At 47.5% G+C, this 20823-nt stretch carries 15 protein-coding genes and 1 pseudogene; 14 read left to right on the top strand and 2 right to left on the bottom strand.

What is annotated here, in order from left to right:
* Positions 1 to 11: 11 nt before the first annotated feature.
* Positions 12 to 1370: a Trk system potassium transporter TrkA gene (trkA, locus tag DW694_RS10810; protein WP_015527160.1), complete on the bottom strand. Its 1359-nt coding sequence runs from the start codon at positions 1368 to 1370 to the stop codon at positions 12 to 14.
* Between the two features lie 244 nt (positions 1371 to 1614).
* Here trkA and DW694_RS10805 point away from each other — a divergent pair, with 244 nt between their 5' ends.
* Genes DW694_RS10805 through DW694_RS10795 form a run of 3 tightly spaced genes read left to right on the top strand, consistent with a single transcriptional unit; the run spans position 1615 to position 2765 of the window.
* A complete protein-coding gene (locus DW694_RS10805; protein ID WP_015527159.1) occupies positions 1615 to 1860 on the top strand; it encodes a spore coat associated protein CotJA in 246 nt (81 codons plus the stop codon).
* A complete protein-coding gene (locus DW694_RS10800; protein ID WP_330577175.1) occupies positions 1857 to 2138 on the top strand; it encodes a spore coat protein CotJB in 282 nt (93 codons plus the stop codon). Before DW694_RS10805 ends, DW694_RS10800 begins: the two co-directional genes overlap by 4 nt.
* 3 nt (positions 2139 to 2141) lie before the next feature.
* The gene (locus DW694_RS10795) at positions 2142 to 2765 is read left to right on the top strand and encodes a manganese catalase family protein (RefSeq protein ID WP_118752985.1); all 624 of its coding nucleotides are present in this window, start codon (positions 2142 to 2144) and stop codon (positions 2763 to 2765) included.
* 135 nt (positions 2766 to 2900) lie between these two features.
* Here DW694_RS10795 and DW694_RS10790 read toward each other — a convergent pair whose 3' ends face one another.
* On the bottom strand, positions 2901 to 7142 hold the full coding sequence (locus tag DW694_RS10790) for a 2-hydroxyacyl-CoA dehydratase (protein WP_118752984.1): 4242 nt from the start codon (positions 7140 to 7142) through the stop codon (positions 2901 to 2903).
* 301 nt (positions 7143 to 7443) lie between these two features.
* On the opposite strand from DW694_RS10790, the gene tgt reads away from it, so the two are divergent.
* From tgt to DW694_RS17460, 11 genes and pseudogenes are all read left to right on the top strand, one after another.
* The gene (gene tgt / locus DW694_RS10785; RefSeq protein ID WP_118752983.1) at positions 7444 to 8595 is read left to right on the top strand and encodes a tRNA guanosine(34) transglycosylase Tgt; all 1152 of its coding nucleotides are present in this window, start codon (positions 7444 to 7446) and stop codon (positions 8593 to 8595) included.
* A gap of 157 nt (positions 8596 to 8752) precedes the next feature.
* Complete coding sequence (gene yajC, locus DW694_RS10780) at positions 8753 to 9067, top strand: preprotein translocase subunit YajC (protein ID WP_015527154.1); 315 nt, start codon at positions 8753 to 8755, stop codon at positions 9065 to 9067.
* A gap of 751 nt (positions 9068 to 9818) precedes the next feature.
* Positions 9819 to 11174: an SPFH domain-containing protein gene (locus tag DW694_RS10770; RefSeq protein WP_118752982.1), complete on the top strand. Its 1356-nt coding sequence runs from the start codon at positions 9819 to 9821 to the stop codon at positions 11172 to 11174.
* A gap of 84 nt (positions 11175 to 11258) precedes the next feature.
* Positions 11259 to 12344, top strand: coding sequence for a hypothetical protein (locus tag DW694_RS10765; RefSeq protein ID WP_022426084.1), 1086 nt, complete (start codon positions 11259 to 11261; stop codon positions 12342 to 12344).
* A gap of 13 nt (positions 12345 to 12357) precedes the next feature.
* Complete coding sequence (locus DW694_RS10760) at positions 12358 to 13158, top strand: TPM domain-containing protein (protein WP_021651410.1); 801 nt, start codon at positions 12358 to 12360, stop codon at positions 13156 to 13158.
* A 266-nt stretch (positions 13159 to 13424) separates the two neighbouring features.
* A complete protein-coding gene (gene leuB / locus DW694_RS10755) occupies positions 13425 to 14510 on the top strand; it encodes a 3-isopropylmalate dehydrogenase (protein WP_022426085.1) in 1086 nt (361 codons plus the stop codon).
* A gap of 119 nt (positions 14511 to 14629) precedes the next feature.
* Positions 14630 to 16303 carry a dihydroxy-acid dehydratase gene (gene ilvD, locus DW694_RS10750; protein WP_021651413.1) on the top strand — a complete coding sequence of 558 codons (1674 nt, stop codon included), beginning with the start codon at positions 14630 to 14632 and terminating at the stop codon, positions 16301 to 16303.
* Between the two features lie 15 nt (positions 16304 to 16318).
* The gene (ilvB, locus tag DW694_RS10745; RefSeq protein WP_015527148.1) at positions 16319 to 18001 is read left to right on the top strand and encodes a biosynthetic-type acetolactate synthase large subunit; all 1683 of its coding nucleotides are present in this window, start codon (positions 16319 to 16321) and stop codon (positions 17999 to 18001) included.
* On the top strand, positions 17994 to 19076 hold the full coding sequence (gene serC / locus DW694_RS10740; RefSeq protein ID WP_015527147.1) for a 3-phosphoserine/phosphohydroxythreonine transaminase: 1083 nt from the start codon (positions 17994 to 17996) through the stop codon (positions 19074 to 19076). The genes ilvB and serC overlap by 8 nt, the downstream gene beginning before the upstream one ends.
* On the top strand, positions 19076 to 20239 hold the full coding sequence (locus tag DW694_RS10735; RefSeq protein WP_021651414.1) for a phosphoglycerate dehydrogenase: 1164 nt from the start codon (positions 19076 to 19078) through the stop codon (positions 20237 to 20239). The genes serC and DW694_RS10735 overlap by 1 nt, the downstream gene beginning before the upstream one ends.
* 517 nt (positions 20240 to 20756) lie before the next feature.
* Positions 20757 to 20823, top strand: a pseudogene (locus DW694_RS17460) (pentapeptide repeat-containing protein); the annotation flags it as partial.

The following is a 20823-nucleotide window of genomic DNA, read 5'->3' as shown; positions in this document are numbered from 1 at the left end:
TGGCAGTACCTCTATTTTTCAAGTATATCTGTGATGTCGCGAAGCCCCTTGTGAGTGGTTACGATGATCACGGTATCTCCCACCTGGATCATATCCTGACCACGGGGAATGCGGATGCGGCCGTTGCGGTTCAGGCATCCCACCAGAAGATTCTTGCGGAGATTCAGCTCTGCAAGAGGGATATAAGTTACGGCAGATTCCTCACGGATCGCAAATTCCAGTGCTTCTGCATTGCCATCCAGAATATGATAAAGGGTTTCTACATTGCTGCCGATGCTGTTCTGAGTGGCACGGACATACTGCAGGATATAATCAGCAGTGATATTTTTCGGGTAGATGACACTTCCGATATCCAGGGAGTCGATGACATCATCAAATTCCAGACGGTTGACCTTGGCAACCAGCTTGGCATCGGAGATGCTTTTGGCAAAGAGAGCAAGAAATACATTCTCCTCATCCAGATTTGTCAGAGTGACAAAGGATTCGGACTCGGAAAGTCCTTCTTCTAGCAGAAGAGAACGGTTCGTTCCGTCACCATTGATGATAGTCGCATCTGGAAGCAGTTCGCTTAAGTGCTCACAGCGGTTTTTGTTCTGCTCGATGATCTTGACACTGATCTTCATACCCAGAAGTGCATGGGCAAGATAATAGGAAATGGTTCCGCCACCTACGATGATACAGTTTTTGACCTGATTGGTCTTGAGACCGATCTTACGGAAAAATGCCGCTGCATTAAGCGGAGAGGCCAGAATGGAAACCATATCTCCGTCGTGTATAATGTGATCACCACCAGGAATGGATACATTGTCACGGCTCTCGATCGCGCAGACCAGAATATCACTTCGGAAAGCATCTGAGATCTGGGAAACGCTCATTCCGTCCAGCTTGAATTCCGGGAGAACTTTAAACTTGAGAAGTTCTACACGACCACGTGCAAAGGTGTCAATCTTGATCGCAGATGGAAAACGGAGAAGCCGTGAAATTTCCTGGGCAGCGGCAAACTCCGGGTTAATGATCATGGTAACACCAAGACGTTCTTTGATGAATCCGATTTCTTTTTCATAAATGGGGTTACGGACGCGGGCGATGGTCTGACAGTGGTTGGCCTTCTGCGCGATCAGACAGCAGAGAAGGTTCAACTCGTCAGAAGCGGTAACTGCGATCAGAATATCTGCAGTATCAACACCTGCCTCCATTAAAGTATTGATGCTGGCACCATTACCGACGATTCCCATAGCGTCGATATTTTCGCAGAGATCATTGATCTTGTCGGCAATAACGTCGACAAGAGTGATATCAATATCCTCTGCCTGAAGCTGCTCTGCAAGATTTCTACCGACTTTTCCGCAGCCTACAATAATTACCTGCATAATTTCCTCCTTCAATAGCCGGTCAGGGCTACAAATCATAAGTAAAAGCGCCCATCCGTGTAAAGATAGGCAAGGATATTATAGCACTGTATATCTGATTTTTAAACAGTAATATTTTCCTGTATATATAGAAAAAAATGGCAGAAAGATAGATATATATGAAGGAAAGTGAACATTCCTGTTTTCACAAGTTTAAAAAACGGTCATAAAATATAGCGTGATCATGAATGAAAGGATTTCGATTATGGACCGATTTCAGATGAATCGTTCGGGCTGCCGGCCATATCAGTATACCTGTGGGATGAATAGCGGGATGGCAGGCCGGACGGATCGATCATTTTCTGATATGGCAAAACAGGTTCCTGCAATGGCGTATGTGCCATACCAGGAATTTGCGCCTACCTTTGAGCTGAAAAAAGCTCTTCAGGTCGGAACTATTTTCCCTGAGCTTTGCAAGCCGTTCTGTGGCAGGAGAGGAGGAAGTCGATGATGTCCGGAAATTGTACTTCCAAAAAAGAACTGCTGCAGTTTATTGACCAGGTAAGCTTTGCCATTGACGATCTTCTCCTTTTTCTGGATACGCATCCAAAAGAAAAAAGAGCTCTTGAATATTACAGTGAGCTTTCAGCCAGAAGAAATGAGCTCCTGGAAAAATATGCAAAATTTTATGGACCGCTGACCATTGATACCGGAAACGACAGCGATCTTAAGTCATGGCAGTGGATGGAACAGCCGTTTCCATGGGAACAGGAAGGAGGGTGCAGATAAGGTATGTGGAATTATGAAAAAAGACTTCAGTATCCTGTAAATATCAAGACGCCCAACGCAAAGCTGGCACAGTTTATATCCAGCCAGTATGGCGGGCCGGACGGAGAAATAGGAGCTTCCATGCGGTATCTTTCCCAGCGTTTTACCGCACCGAACCGGATGGTCGCGGCAGTGCTCAATGATGTGGGAACAGAAGAACTGGCACATTTGGAAATTGTATCCACCATTGTCCATCAGCTGACAAAGGATCTTTCTATGGAAGAAATCGAGAACAGCGGACTTGGACCGTATTATATTGACCACACGGTGGGAATCTGGCCGCAGGCTGCAGGTGGAGTGCCGTTTAATGCCTGCGAATTCCAGAGTAAGGGTGATCCGATTACGGATCTGTTTGAAGATCTGGCAGCAGAACAGAAGGCACGCTCCACCTACGATAATATCCTCCGGGTGGTGAAAAATATCCCGGAGGTTGCAGATCCCATCCGTTTCCTTCGGGCAAGAGAGGTAGTCCATTTCCAGCGTTTCGGTGAAGCACTGAGATCCGTGCAGGAGCAGCTGGATGCCAAAAATTTCTATGCCTTTAACCCGAGCTTTGATGCTCCGTGCAAAGCCTTCTGTGAAGAGTGATGGATCAGAGAAAAAATCTGTCTGACAGGAATCATATCTGAAATAAAAAGAGCTGCACAGCCGGCAGAAATCCTGCGGCTGTGCAGCTTTGAATTTGTTTTTTTGGAAAAAGATGTTTGTAACCTGCATTTATTGTTATGCGTCTTTTTTATCGTCTTTATGCAGATTCTTCTGTGCTGTGGAAAGCATAAGCTTGATCCTGTTCAGCTGATTTACTTCGCTGGCACCTGGATCGTAGTCGATGGCAACAATGTTGGCTTCCGGATGCTCACGGCGAACTTCCTTGATGACACCTTTTCCTACGATGTGGTTCGGCAGGCATCCAAAAGGCTGGATGCAGACGATGTTCGGGATACCGCCGTGGATGAGTTCCATCATCTCTCCGGTCAGGAACCATCCTTCACCGGTCTGATTTCCGGCAGAAACGATGGGCGCAGCCATTTTTGCAAGATCACGGATATTTGCGGCCGGTGTAAAGTGGCGGCTCTGCTCCAGGGCCTCATTTGCTGTTTTTCTCAGCCAGTCGATGGCTCTGAGGCCAAGATTTGCGATGGTTGCCTTGGATTTCTTGAATCCAAGCTTTTCAACCTTGAAATTCTGGTTGTAGAAGCAGTAGCAGATAAAGTCAATAAGATCCGGAACAACCGGTTCTGCCCCTTCTGCCTCCAGAAGATCTGCCAGGTGGTTGTTGGCAGCAGGCAGGAACTTGACAAGGATCTCACCTACGATACCAACGCGAGGCTTTTTCTCATCGGAGATCGGGATCGTATCAAAATCATGGACCATCTCACGGCACATTTTTTTGAAGGTACCATGGCTGACGCTGCTGCCTGTTACGAAGGCAATGACGCGCTGCTCCCAGATCTTGTGCTTGCGGTTTACGATACCCTTTTCCAGCTCGTAAGGACGCATGCGATATACGCATTTCATCAGGATATCACCGAATACGGCACCGTAAACGATACGCCTGATCAGCGGCAGTGTCAGCTTAAAGCCAGGGTTGCTCTCCAGTCCGCTTAAGTTGAGGGAGATAACCGGAATCTGTTCCATGCCGGCTTTTTTCAGAGCACGGCGGATGAATGCGATATAGTTGGAGGCACGGCAGCCGCCGCCTGTCTGAGACATGATGACTGCAGTTTTGTTCAGGTCATATTTGCCGGAAAGAAGAGCATCCATGATCTGTCCCACAACCATCAGGGACGGATAGCAGGCATCGTTGTTTACATATTTAAGGCCCACATCAACAGCATGCTTGTTGTCGTTGGGGAGGACTTCCAGGTTATAGCCGGATGCCTTAAAAGCAGCCTCAAAGATTCCGAAGTGGAATGGAGACATCTGCGGGCAGAGAATGGTGTACTCCTTACGCATCTGCTTGGTAAAGGATATCTTCTCGATGGAAGCCGGATTGATGTTCCTTTTTTTATTCTGTGCCTGTTTTGCACGGATAGCAGCGATCAGGGAACGGATACGGATCCTTGCCGCACCCAGGTTGTTGACCTCATCGATCTTCAGGCAGGTGTAGATCTTGTCACTTCCATCCAGGATCTCATAAACCTCATCGGTGGTAACGGCATCAAGTCCGCATCCGAAGGAATTCAGCTGGATCAGATCCAGATCTTCTCTTGTTTTTACAAAATTTGCGGCAGAGTAGAGACGGGAGTGATACATCCACTGGTCGTTGACACGGATGGGACGCTCCAGATGTCCAAGGTGTGCAACGGAGTCTTCGGTAAATACGGCGATTCCGTAGCTGTTGATCATATCCGGGATACCGTGGTGGATTTCCGGATCAATATGGTATGGACGGCCTGCAAGAACGATTCCGCGGCGGCCGGTTTCTTTCAGGTACTGCAGGGTTTCTTCACCCTTTTTCTGGATATCCATATGTACGGCTGCAAGTTCTTCCCAGGCCTTATGGGCAGCAGCTTTGACCTCGGCAGCAGGAATATCCTGGAATTCTTCCACAAGGCGGTTTGTCAGGATATCCTCGGAAGTAAATGCCAGGAACGGGTTGCGGAAGGTGATGGATGGATCACTGAGCTCGTCCACATTGTTCTTGATATTTTCCGCATAGGAAGTAACGATCGGGCAGTTATAATGGTTGACCGCATCCGGGAATTCGTTGCGTTCGTAAGGGATGCATGGGTAGAAGATAAATTTCACACCGTTACGGATCAGCCATGTGACATGTCCGTGAGCAAGCTTGGCCGGGTAGCATTCGGATTCACTTGGGATGGATTCGATACCCAGCTCGTAGATCTTACGTGTGGAAGTAGGAGAAAGTACCACCTGGTATTTCAGCTCTGTAAAGAAGGTATACCAGAACGGGTAATTCTCAAACATGTTCAGAACACGTGGGATACCAACCTGTCCACGGGTAGCCTTATCTGCGGAAAGAGGTTCATAGGAAAAAATCCTTTTATATTTGTAATCGAAAAGGTTCGGGATATGATCCTTGTTCTTTTCCTTTCCAAGTCCGCGCTCACAGCGGTTTCCACTGATGTATTTACGGCCGCCGGAGAATTTGTTGATGGTCAGACGACAGTTGTTGGTACATCCGCGGCAGTTTGCCATGGAGGTGGTGTACTGGAGGCTGTTGATCTGATCGATGGAAAGCATGGAGGTTTTTTCACCCTCCTGATAGCGCTCCCTTGCGATCAGAGCAGCACCGAAGGCACCCATGATCCCGGCGATATCCGGGCGGATGGCCTGGCAGTTGGCAATCTTCTCAAAGCTGCGGAGAACTGCGTCATTATAGAAGGTACCACCCTGTACAACGATATGCTTGCCAAGCTCGGAAGCATCGGAAACCTTGATAACCTTGTAGAGGGCGTTTTTGATAACGGAGTAGGCAAGACCAGCGGAGATATCGGAAACCTCAGCGCCTTCCTTCTGGGCCTGCTTAACTTTGGAATTCATAAATACAGTACAGCGTGTTCCAAGATCAATGGGATGTTTTGCAAAAAGAGCTGCTTTTGCAAAGTCCTGTACTGTGTAGTTCAGAGATTTTGCAAAGGTTTCGATAAAGGAACCGCAGCCTGAGGAACATGCCTCGTTGAGCTGTACACTGTCAACAGTCTGGTTACGGATCTTGATACATTTCATATCCTGACCGCCGATATCCAGGATGCAGTCTACTTCAGGATCAAAGAAAGCAGCTGCGTAATAATGGGAAACGGTTTCGACTTCACCTTCGTCAAGAAGAAGTGCCGCTTTGATCAGGGCTTCGCCGTAACCGGTGGAGCAGGAAAAAGCAATTTCTGCATCTTCCGGAAGAAGGCTGTAAATCTCCTTGATGGAGTTGATGGTGGTTTTCAGCGGGTTTCCGTTGTTACTGCTGTAGAAAGAATAAAGAAGAGTTCCGTCTTCGCTTACCAGCGCGGTTTTTGTTGTGGTAGAGCCGGCGTCGATCCCCAGGAAGCATTTTCCCTTATAGGTGGAAAGATCTCCGGTTTTTACCCTGTAGGCACTCTGACGGTCATGGAAAGCCTGGTAGTCGTCCTCTGTGGCAAAAAGCGGCTCCATACGTTCTACCTCAAAATCCAGCTTGATGGTGGTCCGCATGCGTTCCTTCAGTTCGGTCAGGGAAACGGTAACATCCTGCTTTGCATTCAGGGCGGAGCCGATGGCTGCGAACAGATGAGAGTTGTCTGGTGTGATAATATGTTCATCATCCAGCTTCAGGGTTCGGATAAAAGCAGTCTTCAGCTCAGAAAGGAAGTGAAGAGGCCCGCCAAGGAAGGCAACGTGTCCGCGGATCGGTTTACCGCAGGCAAGACCGGAAATGGTCTGGTTGACAACTGCCTGGAAAATGGAGGCAGAAAGGTCTTCCTTAGTTGCTCCGTCGTTGATCAGTGGCTGGATATCTGTTTTTGCGAAAACACCGCAGCGTGCCGCAATGGGATAAAGTGCCTTGTAATGTTTGGCGTATTCATTAAGACCTGGTGCATCGGTCTGGAGCAGAGATGCCATCTGGTCAATGAAGGAACCGGTACCGCCGGCACAGATGCCATTCATACGCTGCTCTACATTTCCGTTTTCGAAATAGATGATTTTGGCATCCTCGCCTCCAAGCTCGATAGCAACATCTGTCTTTGGTGCCAGCTTCTGCAGGGAAGTGGATACGGCGATAACCTCCTGTACAAAAGGTACTTCCAGATGATTGGCAAGTGTCAGTCCGCCGGAACCTGTAATGACCGGACAGAGTGTCAGTTCACCAAGCTGATCCTCAGCTTTCTGAAGAAGATCTGCAAGGGTTTCCTGGATATTTGCAAAATGTCTCTCATAGTCGGAGAAGACAAGCGTATCGTTTTCGTCTAAGATCGCAATCTTAACAGTGGTGGAACCAATGTCAATTCCAAGTGTGTGTTTCTTCATAAAAAATTGATTTCCTCCTCGTTGTATCTATATAGGGGTTGCCCGACTCTGACATTTCTGTCAGATGGGAGTTGTTTCTTCTTATTATAAAGGATTTTTAAGCGAATATTCTATATTATACGATATCGTTTAAAAAATGGCAATGTAAAAGTTTAACAATCAGTAGCCGTAAAGAAAAAAATGTGTTATGATATTGACTAAAAGTTTTGAAAGATATTTGCATCGACAGCTGGTTATGGCGTACCTGTAACGCAGATGCCGGGCAGAGACAACTTTAAAATGTTTTTAGAAGGGAAATGAAATGGCAGAATATAAACTGATCACAACAGAAGGAAGAGCGAAAAGGGGCGAGTTTAAGACGGTCCACGGAACGATCCAGACTCCTGTTTTTATGAATGTAGGAACAATTGCAGCAATTAAAGGTGCAGTTTCCACTGTGGATCTTCATGAGATCGGTACACAGGTAGAGCTGTCCAATACCTATCATCTTCATGTGCGCCCTGGCGACAAGGTGGTAAAGCAGCTGGGAGGTCTTCATGAATTTATGAACTGGGACAGACCGATCCTTACCGATTCCGGCGGATTCCAGGTGTTTTCGCTGGCGAAGCTTCGTAAGATCAAGGAAGAGGGCGTGTATTTTAACTCTCATATCGATGGTCATAAGATTTTTATGGGACCGGAGCAGAGCATGCAGATCCAGTCAAATCTGGCTTCTACCATTGCAATGGCTTTTGATGAGTGCCCAAGCAGTGTGGCAGACAGGGATTATGTACAGAAATCGGTAGCGCGTACAACACGCTGGCTTAAAAGATGCAAGGATGAGATGGCTCGTCTGAACAGTCTGCCGGATACCATTAACAAGAACCAGCTTCTTTTTGGCATTAACCAGGGAGCTGTTTATGAAGATATCCGTATTGAGCATGCCCAGGCTATCGCGGAGATGGATCTGGACGGCTATGCAGTGGGCGGCCTTGCAGTTGGTGAAAGTCATGAGGAGATGTACCGGATCCTGGATGAGGTGGTTCCGCATTTGCCGCAGAACAAGCCGACGTATCTTATGGGGGTTGGTACCCCGGCCAATATCCTGGAGGGGGTTGAGCGTGGTATTGACTTTTTTGACTGTGTATATCCTAGCCGTAACGGCCGTCATGGTCACGTGTATACCAACCATGGCAAGATGAATCTTTTTAATGCAAAGTATGAGCTGGATTCCAAACCGATCGATGAGGAGTGCCAGTGCCCGGCCTGCCGTCATTACAGCAGAGCGTATATCCGTCATCTTCTGAAGGCGAAGGAGATGCTTGGCATGAGGCTTTGTGTTCTGCATAATCTGTATTTCTATAATCATATGATGGAAGAGATCCGGGATGCGCTGGATGCAGGGAATTTTGCGGCTTATAAGAAGATGCGTCTGGAAGGCTTTGAGGAAGGCAGGATCAACGGGAACCGGTAAGTTTTATTTATAAAATTTGTGTAAATTACTTTGATTTTATAAGAAAACTCTTGAAGGTTTTTTGGTTTTTGTGTATGATAGTACGAAGTGACACTTTTAGAGGTCAGTAACGGCGGGGGTACCGCAGATTATTTGTTTTTAGCAGGAGGAATTTGAAATGATCGCATCATCTACAGCGGCAGCTGGCGGACTTAGCGCGGGTCTTGGTATTGTCTGGATCGTAGTTCTGTTTGGAATTATGTATTTTATGATGATCCGTCCGCAGAAGAAGGAGCAGAAGAGAACTCAGACTATGTTGAACAGCATGGAGGTTGGTGACAGTGTTGTTACTACCAGTGGTTTTTATGGTGTTGTTATTGATATGACTGAGGAAGATGTTATTGTTGAGTTTGGTAATAATAAGAATTGCCGTATTCCTATGAGGAAGCAGGCGATTGCTGAGGTTGAGAAGGCTGATCAGGCTTCTGCTTGATGCTTTTTTCGCAATAACTTGAATATGAGAGAGGCACTGCGTTTTTTTGTGACGTGGTGTCTTTTTTTGTATTTGTATGTGGATGAACGGACGAACGAACGATGAAGGGACGCCGGGGAAGGGGATGCTGGCTGGTCTGCGGCTTCGTCGGGGGCTGGCTTCTAGGACGCCGGAAATCTGCTAAAAGCGTTTTTCAAAAGTCCGAACTCGCGGCCTGCTGCCGCTCAGACAGCGGACTTTTGAAAAACAACGCAGATTCCCGCCGTCCAAGAATCAGCTCCCCTCCTGCAGAAGCAGAGCCATCCAGCATCCCCTTCCCCGGCTGGTGCTTCCGGTGAGAAATAGTGTCGTTTGACGGTTGGTTGTGGGTCGTCAGCGCTGCGCTGGACGACTGCAATGGCTGAGTTTGTGTTTGGTTGGGGGGACGGCTGAGGCGCTGCGCTGTCAGCCTGGATTGCGGATGTGCCTAGAATTGCGGATGTGATGGGAGAATAGCCTTTGATGCCAGCGCAGATGGACTGTGTGGATGTGCCTAGAATAGCCTTTGATGCCAGCGCGGATGGACTGTGTGGATATGCCTACAATTGTGGATGTGATGGGAATATGACAATTGTAATATTGTATAGAAATAAGTGGATTTTTGGTAAAATTCGTGTAATAATGATGTTACTATCAGAAATGAGAGTGACGATGGCTTTGGAATATCGTAAAATTGTAAATAAGAATGAATTTTCAGAAAGGGGTTGGATTTATGGGTCTTATCAGAGCGGCTGTGGGTGCAGCGGGTGGTACGTTGGCGGATCAGTGGAAGGAGTTTTTTTACTGTGAGGCTATGGATAAAGAAGTGATGGTTGTGAAGGGGATGAAGAGGTCTTCTTCCAGGTCTTCCAATAAGCATGGGAGTGATAATATTATTTCCAGCGGCAGCGGGATCGCTGTGGCGGATGGTCAGTGTATGATGATCGTGGAGCAGGGAAAGGTTGTTGAGGTTTGTGCGGATCCGGGAGAGTATACGTATGATGCTTCTACGGAGCCGAGTATTTTTTCAGGTAGTCTGGGTGACGGAATCAGGAAGACCTTTGATACGATCGGGAAGAGGTTTGCTTTTGGCGGTGATACGGGTAAGGATCAGAGGGTGTATTATTTTAATACCAAGGAGCTTGTGGATAATAAGTTTGGTACTGCTAATCCGATCCCGTTCCGGGTTGTGGATTCCAGGATCGGGCTGGATGTGGATGTGGCTGTGAGATGTCATGGTGTTTATTCCTACAGGATCGCGGATCCCCTTCTTTTTTATACGAATGTGTGTGGAAATGTGGAGCGGGAATATACCAGAGAGGAGCTGGACGGACAGCTGAAGGCGGAGTTTATCAGTGCGCTGCAGCCTGCTTTCGGAAGACTTTCGGAGCTGGAGATGCGTCCGAATCAGATCGTGACTCATAATACGGAGCTGGAGAATGCCATGAATGAGGTGCTTTCTGCCAAGTGGGAGGAGCTTCGTGGGCTTAAGGTGGTCAGTGTGGCACTTGGTTCTGTGACATTGCCGGATGAGGATGCCGAGATGATCAAGCAGGCTCAGCGTACGGCTATGATGCGTGATCCTGCTATGGCTGCGGCTACTCTGACCGGGGCCCAGGCGGATGCTATGAAGGCTGCGGCTTCTAATTCAGCAGGGGCTATGACTGGCTTTATGGGCATGGGTATGGCTGCTAATGCAGGTGGTCTGAATGCGCAGCAGTTGTTTGAGATGGGCCAGAAACAGCAGGCGCAGCAGCAGAGTGTACAGCAGCAGGCAGCGCAGCCGGTTTCGCCGGCAGGGAACGGAGCAGGGGCTGCGGCTGGTTCCTGGACCTGCAGCTGTGGTGCGGTTTCTTCGGGAAAATTCTGTCCGGAGTGTGGTGCATCGCGTCCGGTGGAGGACAGCTGGACCTGTTCCTGCGGTACGGTGAATAAAGGCAAGTTTTGTATGAACTGCGGAGCGAAGAAACCGGAGAAGAAGATGCAGTATCGCTGCAGCAGGTGCGGATGGGAACCGGCAGATCCGGAGAATCCACCGAAATTCTGCCCGGAGTGCGGTGATCCGTTCGGACCGGAGGATGCAGTATAGATCAGAAAGAGAGATGGTCAGGAGCAAAATGCAGGGTAACTCCTGCCGGTTGTTGGATACAGAATGATGAAGTGAGGTGAATATATGGCGAAGATGCAGGAGTTTAAGTGTCCGTGCTGTGGTGGCTCCATAGAGTTTGACAGTTCTGTGCAGAAGATGAAGTGTCCGTTTTGTGATACGGAGTTTGATGTCGGGACGTTATCGGAATATGCCCAGACTGTGGAGGAAGAGCAGCCTGAGGATATGAGCTGGTCGGATGAGGCCGGCAGTGAGTGGCAGGACGGGGAGAGTGAGGGGCTGCGTACCTATGTGTGCAAGTCCTGTGGCGGTGAGATCGTGGGAGATGCCAACACGGCAGCAACGGCCTGCCCGTTTTGCGGAAGTCCGGTGGTAATGACCGGGCAGCTGTCCGGTGCACTGAAGCCGGATTATGTGATCCCGTTTAAGCTGGACAAGAAAGCGGCAAAGGAGAGGCTGAAAAAGCATCTTACCGGTAAGAGACTTTTGCCGAAAGCATTTAAGTCAGAGAATCATATCAGCGAGGTTAAGGGCATTTACGTTCCGTTCTGGCTGTATGACACAGACGCAGACGCAGATATCCGTTACCGTGCAACAAAGACCCGGTTCTGGAGCGATAGTGATTATGATTATACGGAGACCAGCTATTATGCAGTACACAGAAGTGGTTCTCTTGGTTTTGATCATGTACCGGTGGATGGCTCTGCCAGCATGGAAAATGATCTGATGGAGTCTATAGAGCCTTTTGATTTCAAAGAAGCGGTGGATTTTCAGACTGCGTATCTGGCTGGATATTTTGCAGATAAATATGATGTGACAGCCAGCGAGTGTGAGGAACGTGCCAATGAGCGTATCCGCCGCAGCACAGAGGCTGCATTCCGGGATACGGTGAGAGGATACGCCAGTGTGGTACCGGAGAATACCAGTATCCGGCTTCATAACGGGACAACGAAATATGCGTTATATCCCGTATGGATCCTGCAGACGAAGTGGAAGGGTGATAATTACATATTTGCCATGAATGGTCAGACAGGGAAATTTGTGGGAAATCTGCCTACAGACAAGAACGCTTTTGCACGATGGTTCCTGGGAACAACGGGGGTCGTGGGTGTGATCACTTATATTATCCTGTATCTGATCTGGGCTTTGTAGGGAGGTGGATGCCATGAAAAAAAGAATATCTGTATTTTTGATATCGATCCTTTTGTGTCTGGCATGTGCTTTTCCAGTATGGGCAGGCACCGTAAGCCGTTTGGATGACCAGGCGGGACTTCTGGATGCAGAGCAGCAGGAGAGCCTGAGCAGTACTCTGGATGAGATCAGTGAGCGGGATCAGGTAGATGTTGTGGTCGTTACCGTTAACAGTCTTGAGGGAAAAACAGCCCAGGCGTATGCGGAGGATTATTTTATTGACCATGGATATGGACAGGGGGAAAATGGTGACGGTATTTTATTCCTGTTGGATATGGGAGACCGTAACTGGGCCATTGCAACACACGGATATGCGATAGAAGTGTTTACGGATGCCGGACAGTCCTACATCATGGATCAGGTGAAGCCTTATTTAAGTGACGGTGATTATAACGAAGCGTTTCATAAGTTTGCCACGGAATGCGATGATTTTATCACGCAGGCAGATGAGGCAGAGCCATACGATGTGGAAAACCTTCCGGATGAGCCTTTTGCGGTTGGGATAAACCTGCTGATCGCTCTTGCTGTGGGGCTTGTGGCAGGATTACTGGTGACCGGAAATATGAGAAGAAAGCTGAAAACTGTGCGAAAACAGGATCGGGCGGCTTCTTATGTGCGGCAGGGCAGTATGAATGTGACCAGAAGTAATGATTTTTACCTCTACAGTACGGTATCAAAATCCGCAAAACCGAAAAATGAGGATAATAACGGTGGTTCCAGCACCCATACCTCATCTTCCGGTGATACCTTCGGTGGTTCCAGCGGGAAATTCTGAGAAGATCATCAGGAAAAACAGAATATGATAAAAAAAGAAAGACTGCTGTACCGGAATGGTAGGGCAGTTTTTCTTTTTTCTGTGTGCGAAAGTATGTCTCTGTGGCGGCAGAAACAGGGAATTACTGTTTATTTTTTGCATTCCGGAAATAACTTTATCTATTTAATAGGTTGAAATCCGTCGAAAAGTGCGTTATGATAATAACAATTATCCACACCAGTGCGTTAAAATTTTACAGCACAGGGGAAATCGGAGGAGTGAATAAAATGGAGTACAAGATTGCCCTGATTCCGGGAGACGGAATCGGTCCGGAGATTGTTGCCGAGGCCAAAAAAGTTTTAGACAGAGTATGTGAGAAATACAGTCATAAATTTTCATACACAGAGGTTCTTTTAGGAGGGGCATCCATTGATGCTCACGGAGTACCTCTTACAGAGGAAGCCATTGCCCAGGCAAAAGCTTCTGATGCAGTACTGATGGGTTCCATTGGCGGTGATGCCAAGACATCCCCGTGGTATAAGCTGGAGCCGTCCAAACGTCCGGAGGCAGGTCTTCTTGCAATCCGTAAGGCGCTGAACCTGTTTGCAAATCTTCGTCCGGCTTATCTTTACAATGAGCTTCGTGATGCATGCCCGCTCCGTGATGAGATCATCGGAGATGGTTTTGACATGATCATCGTAAGAGAGCTTACAGGAGGTCTTTATTTCGGAGCAAGAAAGACTACTGAGGAGAACGGAGTCCGCACAGCGGTAGATACTCTTTCTTATAATGAGAATGAGATCCGCCGTATTGCCATTAAAGCATTTGAGATCGCACGTAAGAGAAGAAATAAGGTTACGAGTGTAGATAAAGCCAATGTTCTTGATTCTTCCAGACTCTGGAGAAGTGTAGTGGAGGATGTGGCAAAGGATTATCCGGATGTAACACTGGAGCATATGCTGGTTGATAACTGTGCAATGCAGCTGGTACGTGATCCGAAGCAGTTTGATGTTATCCTTACAGAAAACATGTTTGGAGATATCCTCTCTGATGAGGCAAGTATGGTGACCGGTTCTATCGGAATGCTTTCCTCCGCAAGCTTAAATGAGACAAAGCTTGGTCTCTATGAGCCGAGCCACGGTTCAGCACCGGATATCGCAGGACAGAACAAGGCAAACCCCATCGCAACCATTCTTTCCGCTGCTATGATGCTGAGATATTCTCTGGATCTTGATAAAGAAGCAGATGCTGTGGAAACAGCAGTACAGAACGTTCTTACAGAGGGTTACAGAACAGGAGATATCATGTCTGACGGATGCAAGCTTGTCGGAACCAAAGAGATGGGCGATCTGATCGCAGATGCCATTGCATAAATAAAGCGGGACAGAGAGAAGAAAACGAAACAGAACAGAAAAAACCGGTACCTGGAAGAGGAAGTCTATAAACAGATACCGGATCCTATCGTAAAGAATAAAAAGGAGAGACCTTAAAAATGAAAAGTGATACCGTAAGAAAAGGCACACAGCAGGCACCACATCGTTCCCTGTTCAATGCCCTTGGAATGACAAAGGAAGAAATGGACAAACCACTGGTAGGAATCGTAAGTTCTTATAACGAGATCGTACCGGGACATATGAACCTTGACAAAATTGTAAATGCTGTAAAGCTCGGCGTTGCAATGGCTGGCGGCACACCGGTTGTATTTCCGGCGATCGCAGTATGTGACGGAATCGCAATGGGACACGTTGGAATGAAATATTCCCTTGTAACACGTGACCTGATCGCAGATTCCACAGAGGCCATGGCACTGGCTCATCAGTTCGATGCTCTGGTCATGGTTCCCAACTGTGACAAAAACGTACCTGGCCTTCTGATGGCAGCGGCAAGGATCAACGTTCCTACTGTATTCGTAAGCGGCGGCCCGATGCTTGCCGGCCATGTAAAAGGACACAAAACCAGTCTTTCCAGTATGTTTGAGGCAGTAGGCTCCTATGCAGCAGGAACCATCACAGCAGATGATCTGGAAGAATTCGAGAACAAAACCTGCCCGACCTGCGGATCATGTTCCGGTATGTACACTGCAAACAGCATGAACTGCCTGACAGAGGTTCTCGGTATGGGACTGAAAGGAAACGGTACCATCCCGGCAGTATACTCTGAACGTATCCGTCTTGCAAAGCATGCAGGAATGCAGGTAATGGAAATGTACAGAAGGAACATCCGCCCAAGAGACATTATGACAAAAGAGGCAGTTTTAAATGCACTTACAGTAGATATGGCACTTGGATGCTCCACAAACAGTATGCTTCATCTTCCGGCTATCGCACATGAGATCGGAATGGACTTTGATATCAGCTTTGCAAATGAGATCAGTGAGAAGACCCCGAACCTTTGCCACCTTGCACCGGCAGGCCCGACCTACATGGAAGATCTTAATGAGGCCGGTGGTGTCTATGCGGTCATGAATGAGCTGAACAAGCTGGGACTTCTCCATACAGAGTGTATGACAGTAACCGGAAAAACAGTAGGTGAGAATATCAAAAACTGTGTAAACCTGAATCCGGATGTTATCCGCCCTATCGACAATCCGTATACAAAGACAGGCGGACTTGCCGTACTGAAAGGAAACCTTGCACCGGATGGTGGTGTTGTAAAACGTTCTGCAGTTGTACCGGAGATGCTGGTACATGAAGGTCCTGCACGTGTATTTGACAGCGAGGATGACGCAATTGTTGCCATCAAGAGCGGTAAGATCGTAGAGGGAGATGTTGTGGTCATCCGCTATGAGGGACCAAAGGGTGGCCCTGGAATGAGAGAGATGCTGAACCCTACATCTGCCATCGTGGGAATGGGACTTGGTTCTTCCGTAGCCCTGATCACCGACGGACGTTTCAGCGGTGCATCCAGAGGAGCCGCTATCGGACACGTATCACCGGAGGCAGCAGTAGGCGGCCCGATCGCACTGGTTGAGGAAGGCGATATCATCAGCATCAATATTCCGGAGCTGAAACTGGAGATCAAGGTTTCAGATGAAGAGATGCAGGCTAGAAGAGAAAAATGGCAGCCAAGAGAGCCGAAGGTGACAACCGGATATCTGGCAAGATACGCTTCCATGGTAACATCCGGAAACCGTGGTGCGATCCTGGAAGTACCGAAAGCAAAATAAGGAGGAACGAAAGATATGCAGCTTACAGGTGCAGAGATCATCGTAGAATGTCTGAAGGAACAGGGCGTTGATACCGTATTTGGATATCCGGGCGGCGCGATCCTGAATGTTTACGATGCCTTATATGAATACAAAGATGAGATCACACATGTACTGACCTCCCACGAGCAGGGTGCATCCCATGCTGCTGACGGTTATGCAAGAGCGACTGGAAAGGTGGGTGTCTGCCTGGCAACCTCCGGTCCAGGAGCAACTAACCTGGTAACAGGGATCGCGACTGCATACATGGATTCCGTACCGATGGTAGCCATTACTGCAAACGTAGGAAGACCACTCCTGGGAAGAGATTCTTTCCAGGAGGTTGATATCGCAGGTATCGTAATGCCTGTAACAAAATACAGTTTCATCGTAAAGAATATCGAAGATCTTGCAGATACGTTAAGAAGAGCATTTTATATTGCAAAAAGCGGAAGACCCGGCCCGGTGCTTGTGGATGTCCCGAAGGATATCACAGGAATGAAATATGAATATGAGCCATGCCATCCGGCTACGGTTAACCGTGAGATCAAAAGTATCCGTAAAGAAGATATTGATCAGGCACTGGAAATGATCAGAGAGGCAGAGAAACCGTTTATTTTTGTTGGCGGCGGATGTGTGATCTCCGGTGCTGACCAGGAAGTACGTGAGCTGGCTCGCAGGATCCAGGCTCCTGTCTGCGATACTCTGATGGGCAAGGGTACCTTCCCGGGAGAAGATCCTCTCTATACAGGTATGGTAGGTATGCACGGAACCAAGACTTCCGATCTTGGCGTAACAGAGTGCGATCTTCTTATTGTTCTCGGTGCACGCTTTAGTGACCGTGTAACAGGAAATACCAAAACTTTTGCGCATAATGCAAAAATCCTTCAGATTGATGTGGATGCTGCGGAGATCAATAAAAATATCAAAGTGGATGCCAGTGTGATCGGTGATGTGAAGGAAGTGCTGAAACGCCTTCTGGAGGAAATTCCGAAGAAAGAACATCCGGAGTGGATCGCACATATCCAGGAATTGAAATCAAAATATCCGCTGAATTATGATCACACACAGCTTACAGGTCCGTATATTATAGAGAAGCTTTATGAGTTGACCAACGGTGATGCGATCATCTCCACAGATGTTGGACAGCATCAGATGTGGGCGGCGCAGTATTATAAATACAAAGAGCCGAGAACTCTTCTTACTTCCGGTGGCCTTGGAACCATGGGCTACGGCCTTGGCGCTGCAATTGGCGCGAAGATGGGCAGACCGGAAAAAACAGTTGTAAATATAGCAGGTGACGGATGCTTCCGTATGAATATGAATGAGCTGGCAACAGCTGCACGCTGTGGCAGACAGCTGATCCAGATTGTTATGAACAATCATGTACTGGGAATGGTGCGTCAGTGGCAGACGCTCTTCTATGGAAAGAGATACTCTTCCACAGTACTGGATGACGCCGTTGATTTTGTGAAATTATCAGAGGCGCTGGGTGCAAAAGCCATTCGTGTGACAAAGATGGAGGATGTGGAGCCTGCACTTAAGATGGCACTGGCAGCAGAGGGACCTGTCGTTCTGGATTGCTGGATCGATCAGGATCTGAGTGTGTTCCCGATGGTACCGGCTGGTGCGAACCTTGATGATGTATTTGACGAGGAGGATATGAAGAAACATGAGTAGAGTGTATAATTTTTCTGCCGGACCGGCAGTGCTTCCAGAGGAAGTACTCAAAGAAGTAGCGGATGAGATGATGGATTATAACGGCACAGGAATGTCTGTTATGGAAATGAGCCACAGAAGTGCAGCTTTTCAGGAGATCATTGATACTGCAGAGAAAGATCTTCGCGAGCTTATGAACATTCCGGATAACTACAAGGTACTTTTCCTTCAGGGAGGAGCATCCCAGCAGTTTGCCATGATCCCGATGAACCTTATGAAAAACAAGGTCGCAGATTATATCGTAACAGGACAGTGGGCAAAAAAAGCTTATCAGGAAGCTCAGAAATACGGAAAAGCAAACAAGATCGCCTCTTCTGAAGATAAAACCTTCAGCTATATCCCGGACTGCAGTGATCTGCCGATCAGCCCGGATGCAGACTACGTATACATCTGTGAGAACAACACCATTTACGGCACAAAATTCAAAAAACTTCCAAACACAAAAGGTAAGACTCTGGTAGCAGATGTATCCTCCTGCTTCCTGTCTGAGCCGGTGGATGTAAGCAAATATGGTATTATCTATGGCGGTGTTCAGAAGAACATCGGACCGGCAGGCATGGTTATCGTGATCATCCGTGAGGACCTGATCACAGAGGATGTTCTTCCGGGAACCCCAACCATGCTTACTTATAAGACACATGCAGACGCAGGCTCTCTTTACAATACGCCGAATGCTTACTGCATCTATGTATGCGGAAAAGTATTCAAATGGCTGAAGAAGATGGGCGGTCTGGAAGTGATGAAGCAGCGCAATGAGGAAAAAGCAAAAATCCTTTATGATTACCTGGATTCCAGCAAGCTGTTCAAAGGAACTGTAGTTCCGGAAGACAGATCCCTTATGAATGTACCGTTCGTAACCGGTGACAAGGAAATGGATGCCAAGTTTGTTAAAGAGGCAACTGAAGCAGGACTTGTAAACCTGAAAGGACACCGTACTGTTGGCGGAATGCGTGCCAGCATCTACAATGCCATGCCAAAGGCCGGCGTAGAGGCACTGGTTGCATTCATGAAAAAATTCGAGGAGGAGAATGCATAATGTTCCAGTATCATTGCCTGAATCCGATCGCTGAAAAAGGTCTGAAACTTTTTGGCGATAATTATAAAAAAACAGAGACCGCTGACCAGTGTGACGCAATCCTTGTAAGAAGTGCAAAAATGCACGACATGGAGCTGCCGAAGAGCGTTTGTGCAGTTGCACGTGCAGGTGCAGGCGTCAATAATATTCCGGTTAAGGAGTATGCAGAGAAGGGTGTTGTTGTATTCAACACGCCTGGAGCTAACGCAAACGGCGTAAAAGAGCTGGTACTTGCAGGTATGCTCCTTGCATCCAGAGATATCGTAGGAGGTATCGAGTGGGTTGCACAGGAGAAAGATAAAGAGCACATCGGCAAGCTTGCCGAGAAGCAGAAAAAACAGTTCGCAGGATGCGAGATCAGCGGCAAAAAGCTTGGTATCATCGGTCTTGGAGCCATTGGAGCCATGGTGGCAAACGCAGCATGCGGTCTTGGCATGGAGGTATATGGCTATGACCCATATCTTTCTATTGATGCAGCATGGAACCTGTCCAGAACCATCAAGCACAGCAAGAGCCTGGATGAGATCTACAGCCAGTGCGATTATATCACCATTCATGTGCCGCTTCTTGACAGCACTAAGAAGATGATCAACAAAGAAGCTTTCGATAAGATGAAGGACGGCGTAGTTCTTCTGAATTTTGCAAGAGATCTTCTTGTTGATGAGGATGCGCTGATCGAGGCTGTTGAGAGTGGCAAGGTTAAGAAGTATGTAACTGACTTTGCAAATGAGACAGTTGCAGGACGTGAGGGTATTCTGGTAACTCCGCATCTTGGTGCGTCTACAGAGGAATCTGAAGAAAACTGTGCAGAGATGGCTGTAAAGGAGATCCGCGATTACCTTGAGAATGGTAATATCAAAAATTCAGTTAATTATCCGAACTGTGATATGGGTACCTGTGTGGCTGTTGGAAGAATCTCTCTTGCGCACAGCAACACACCGAATATGATCAGTCAGGTTACCAAGATCCTTGGATCTGAGGGATTGAATATTGCGGATATGACGAATAAGAGTAAAGGGGAGTTTGCTTATACTCTTATAGATCTTGAGAGTGCGGCGTCTGCTAAGGCGTTAGATGAACTCAAGGAGATTGAGGGAATGTACAGGGTGCGTGTTGTTAAGTAAAGTAACAAGAGGTTAGAAATACTTTTTTTTAAATACTGTGTGGCGTTTGCTTTTTTGGCGAATGGCGCACAGTATTTTTTTTGAGGAAAAAAGGAAAACCGCAAAGGGGCCGCAAAGCCGCGGCCCCTCTGCACACCCCTCGGGCTTTTTTTAGGAGTGCTTGGTTGTGGAGGACGGGAGTTTGGTTGACTTGTGTCTGTATGCGACGGTGCTGGGAACGAAAGGTTGAGCCGATGGAGGAGAACGGCCTGACGGGGTTGTTGAGAGTGAAAAAGTCTTGAGGCCGTTATAGGTATGTGACGGTATTGGATGTGGAAGGTTGAGCCGAGAGTGAGGGTGGGAGGGCGTTGGTAGGTCTCGATGTGCGGGGCACATCTGCGGATTTTTTGGAATAATATAGAAGTGAATTTGAGCGGTAAATATATCAAATGCAGATATATCAAATGATCAAATTCAAATATATCAAATGATCAAATGTAAATATATCAAATTCAAATATATCAAATGATCAAATGTAAATATATCAAATGCAAATATATCAAATGCAAATATATCAAATGCAAATATATCAAATGCAAATATAT

It is taken from the genome of Ruminococcus sp. AM26-12LB (assembly GCF_003480785.1).
Classification (GTDB): domain Bacteria; phylum Bacillota; class Clostridia; order Lachnospirales; family Lachnospiraceae; genus Blautia_A; species Blautia_A fusiformis.
This window is presented reverse-complemented; position numbering and strand designations above follow the sequence as displayed.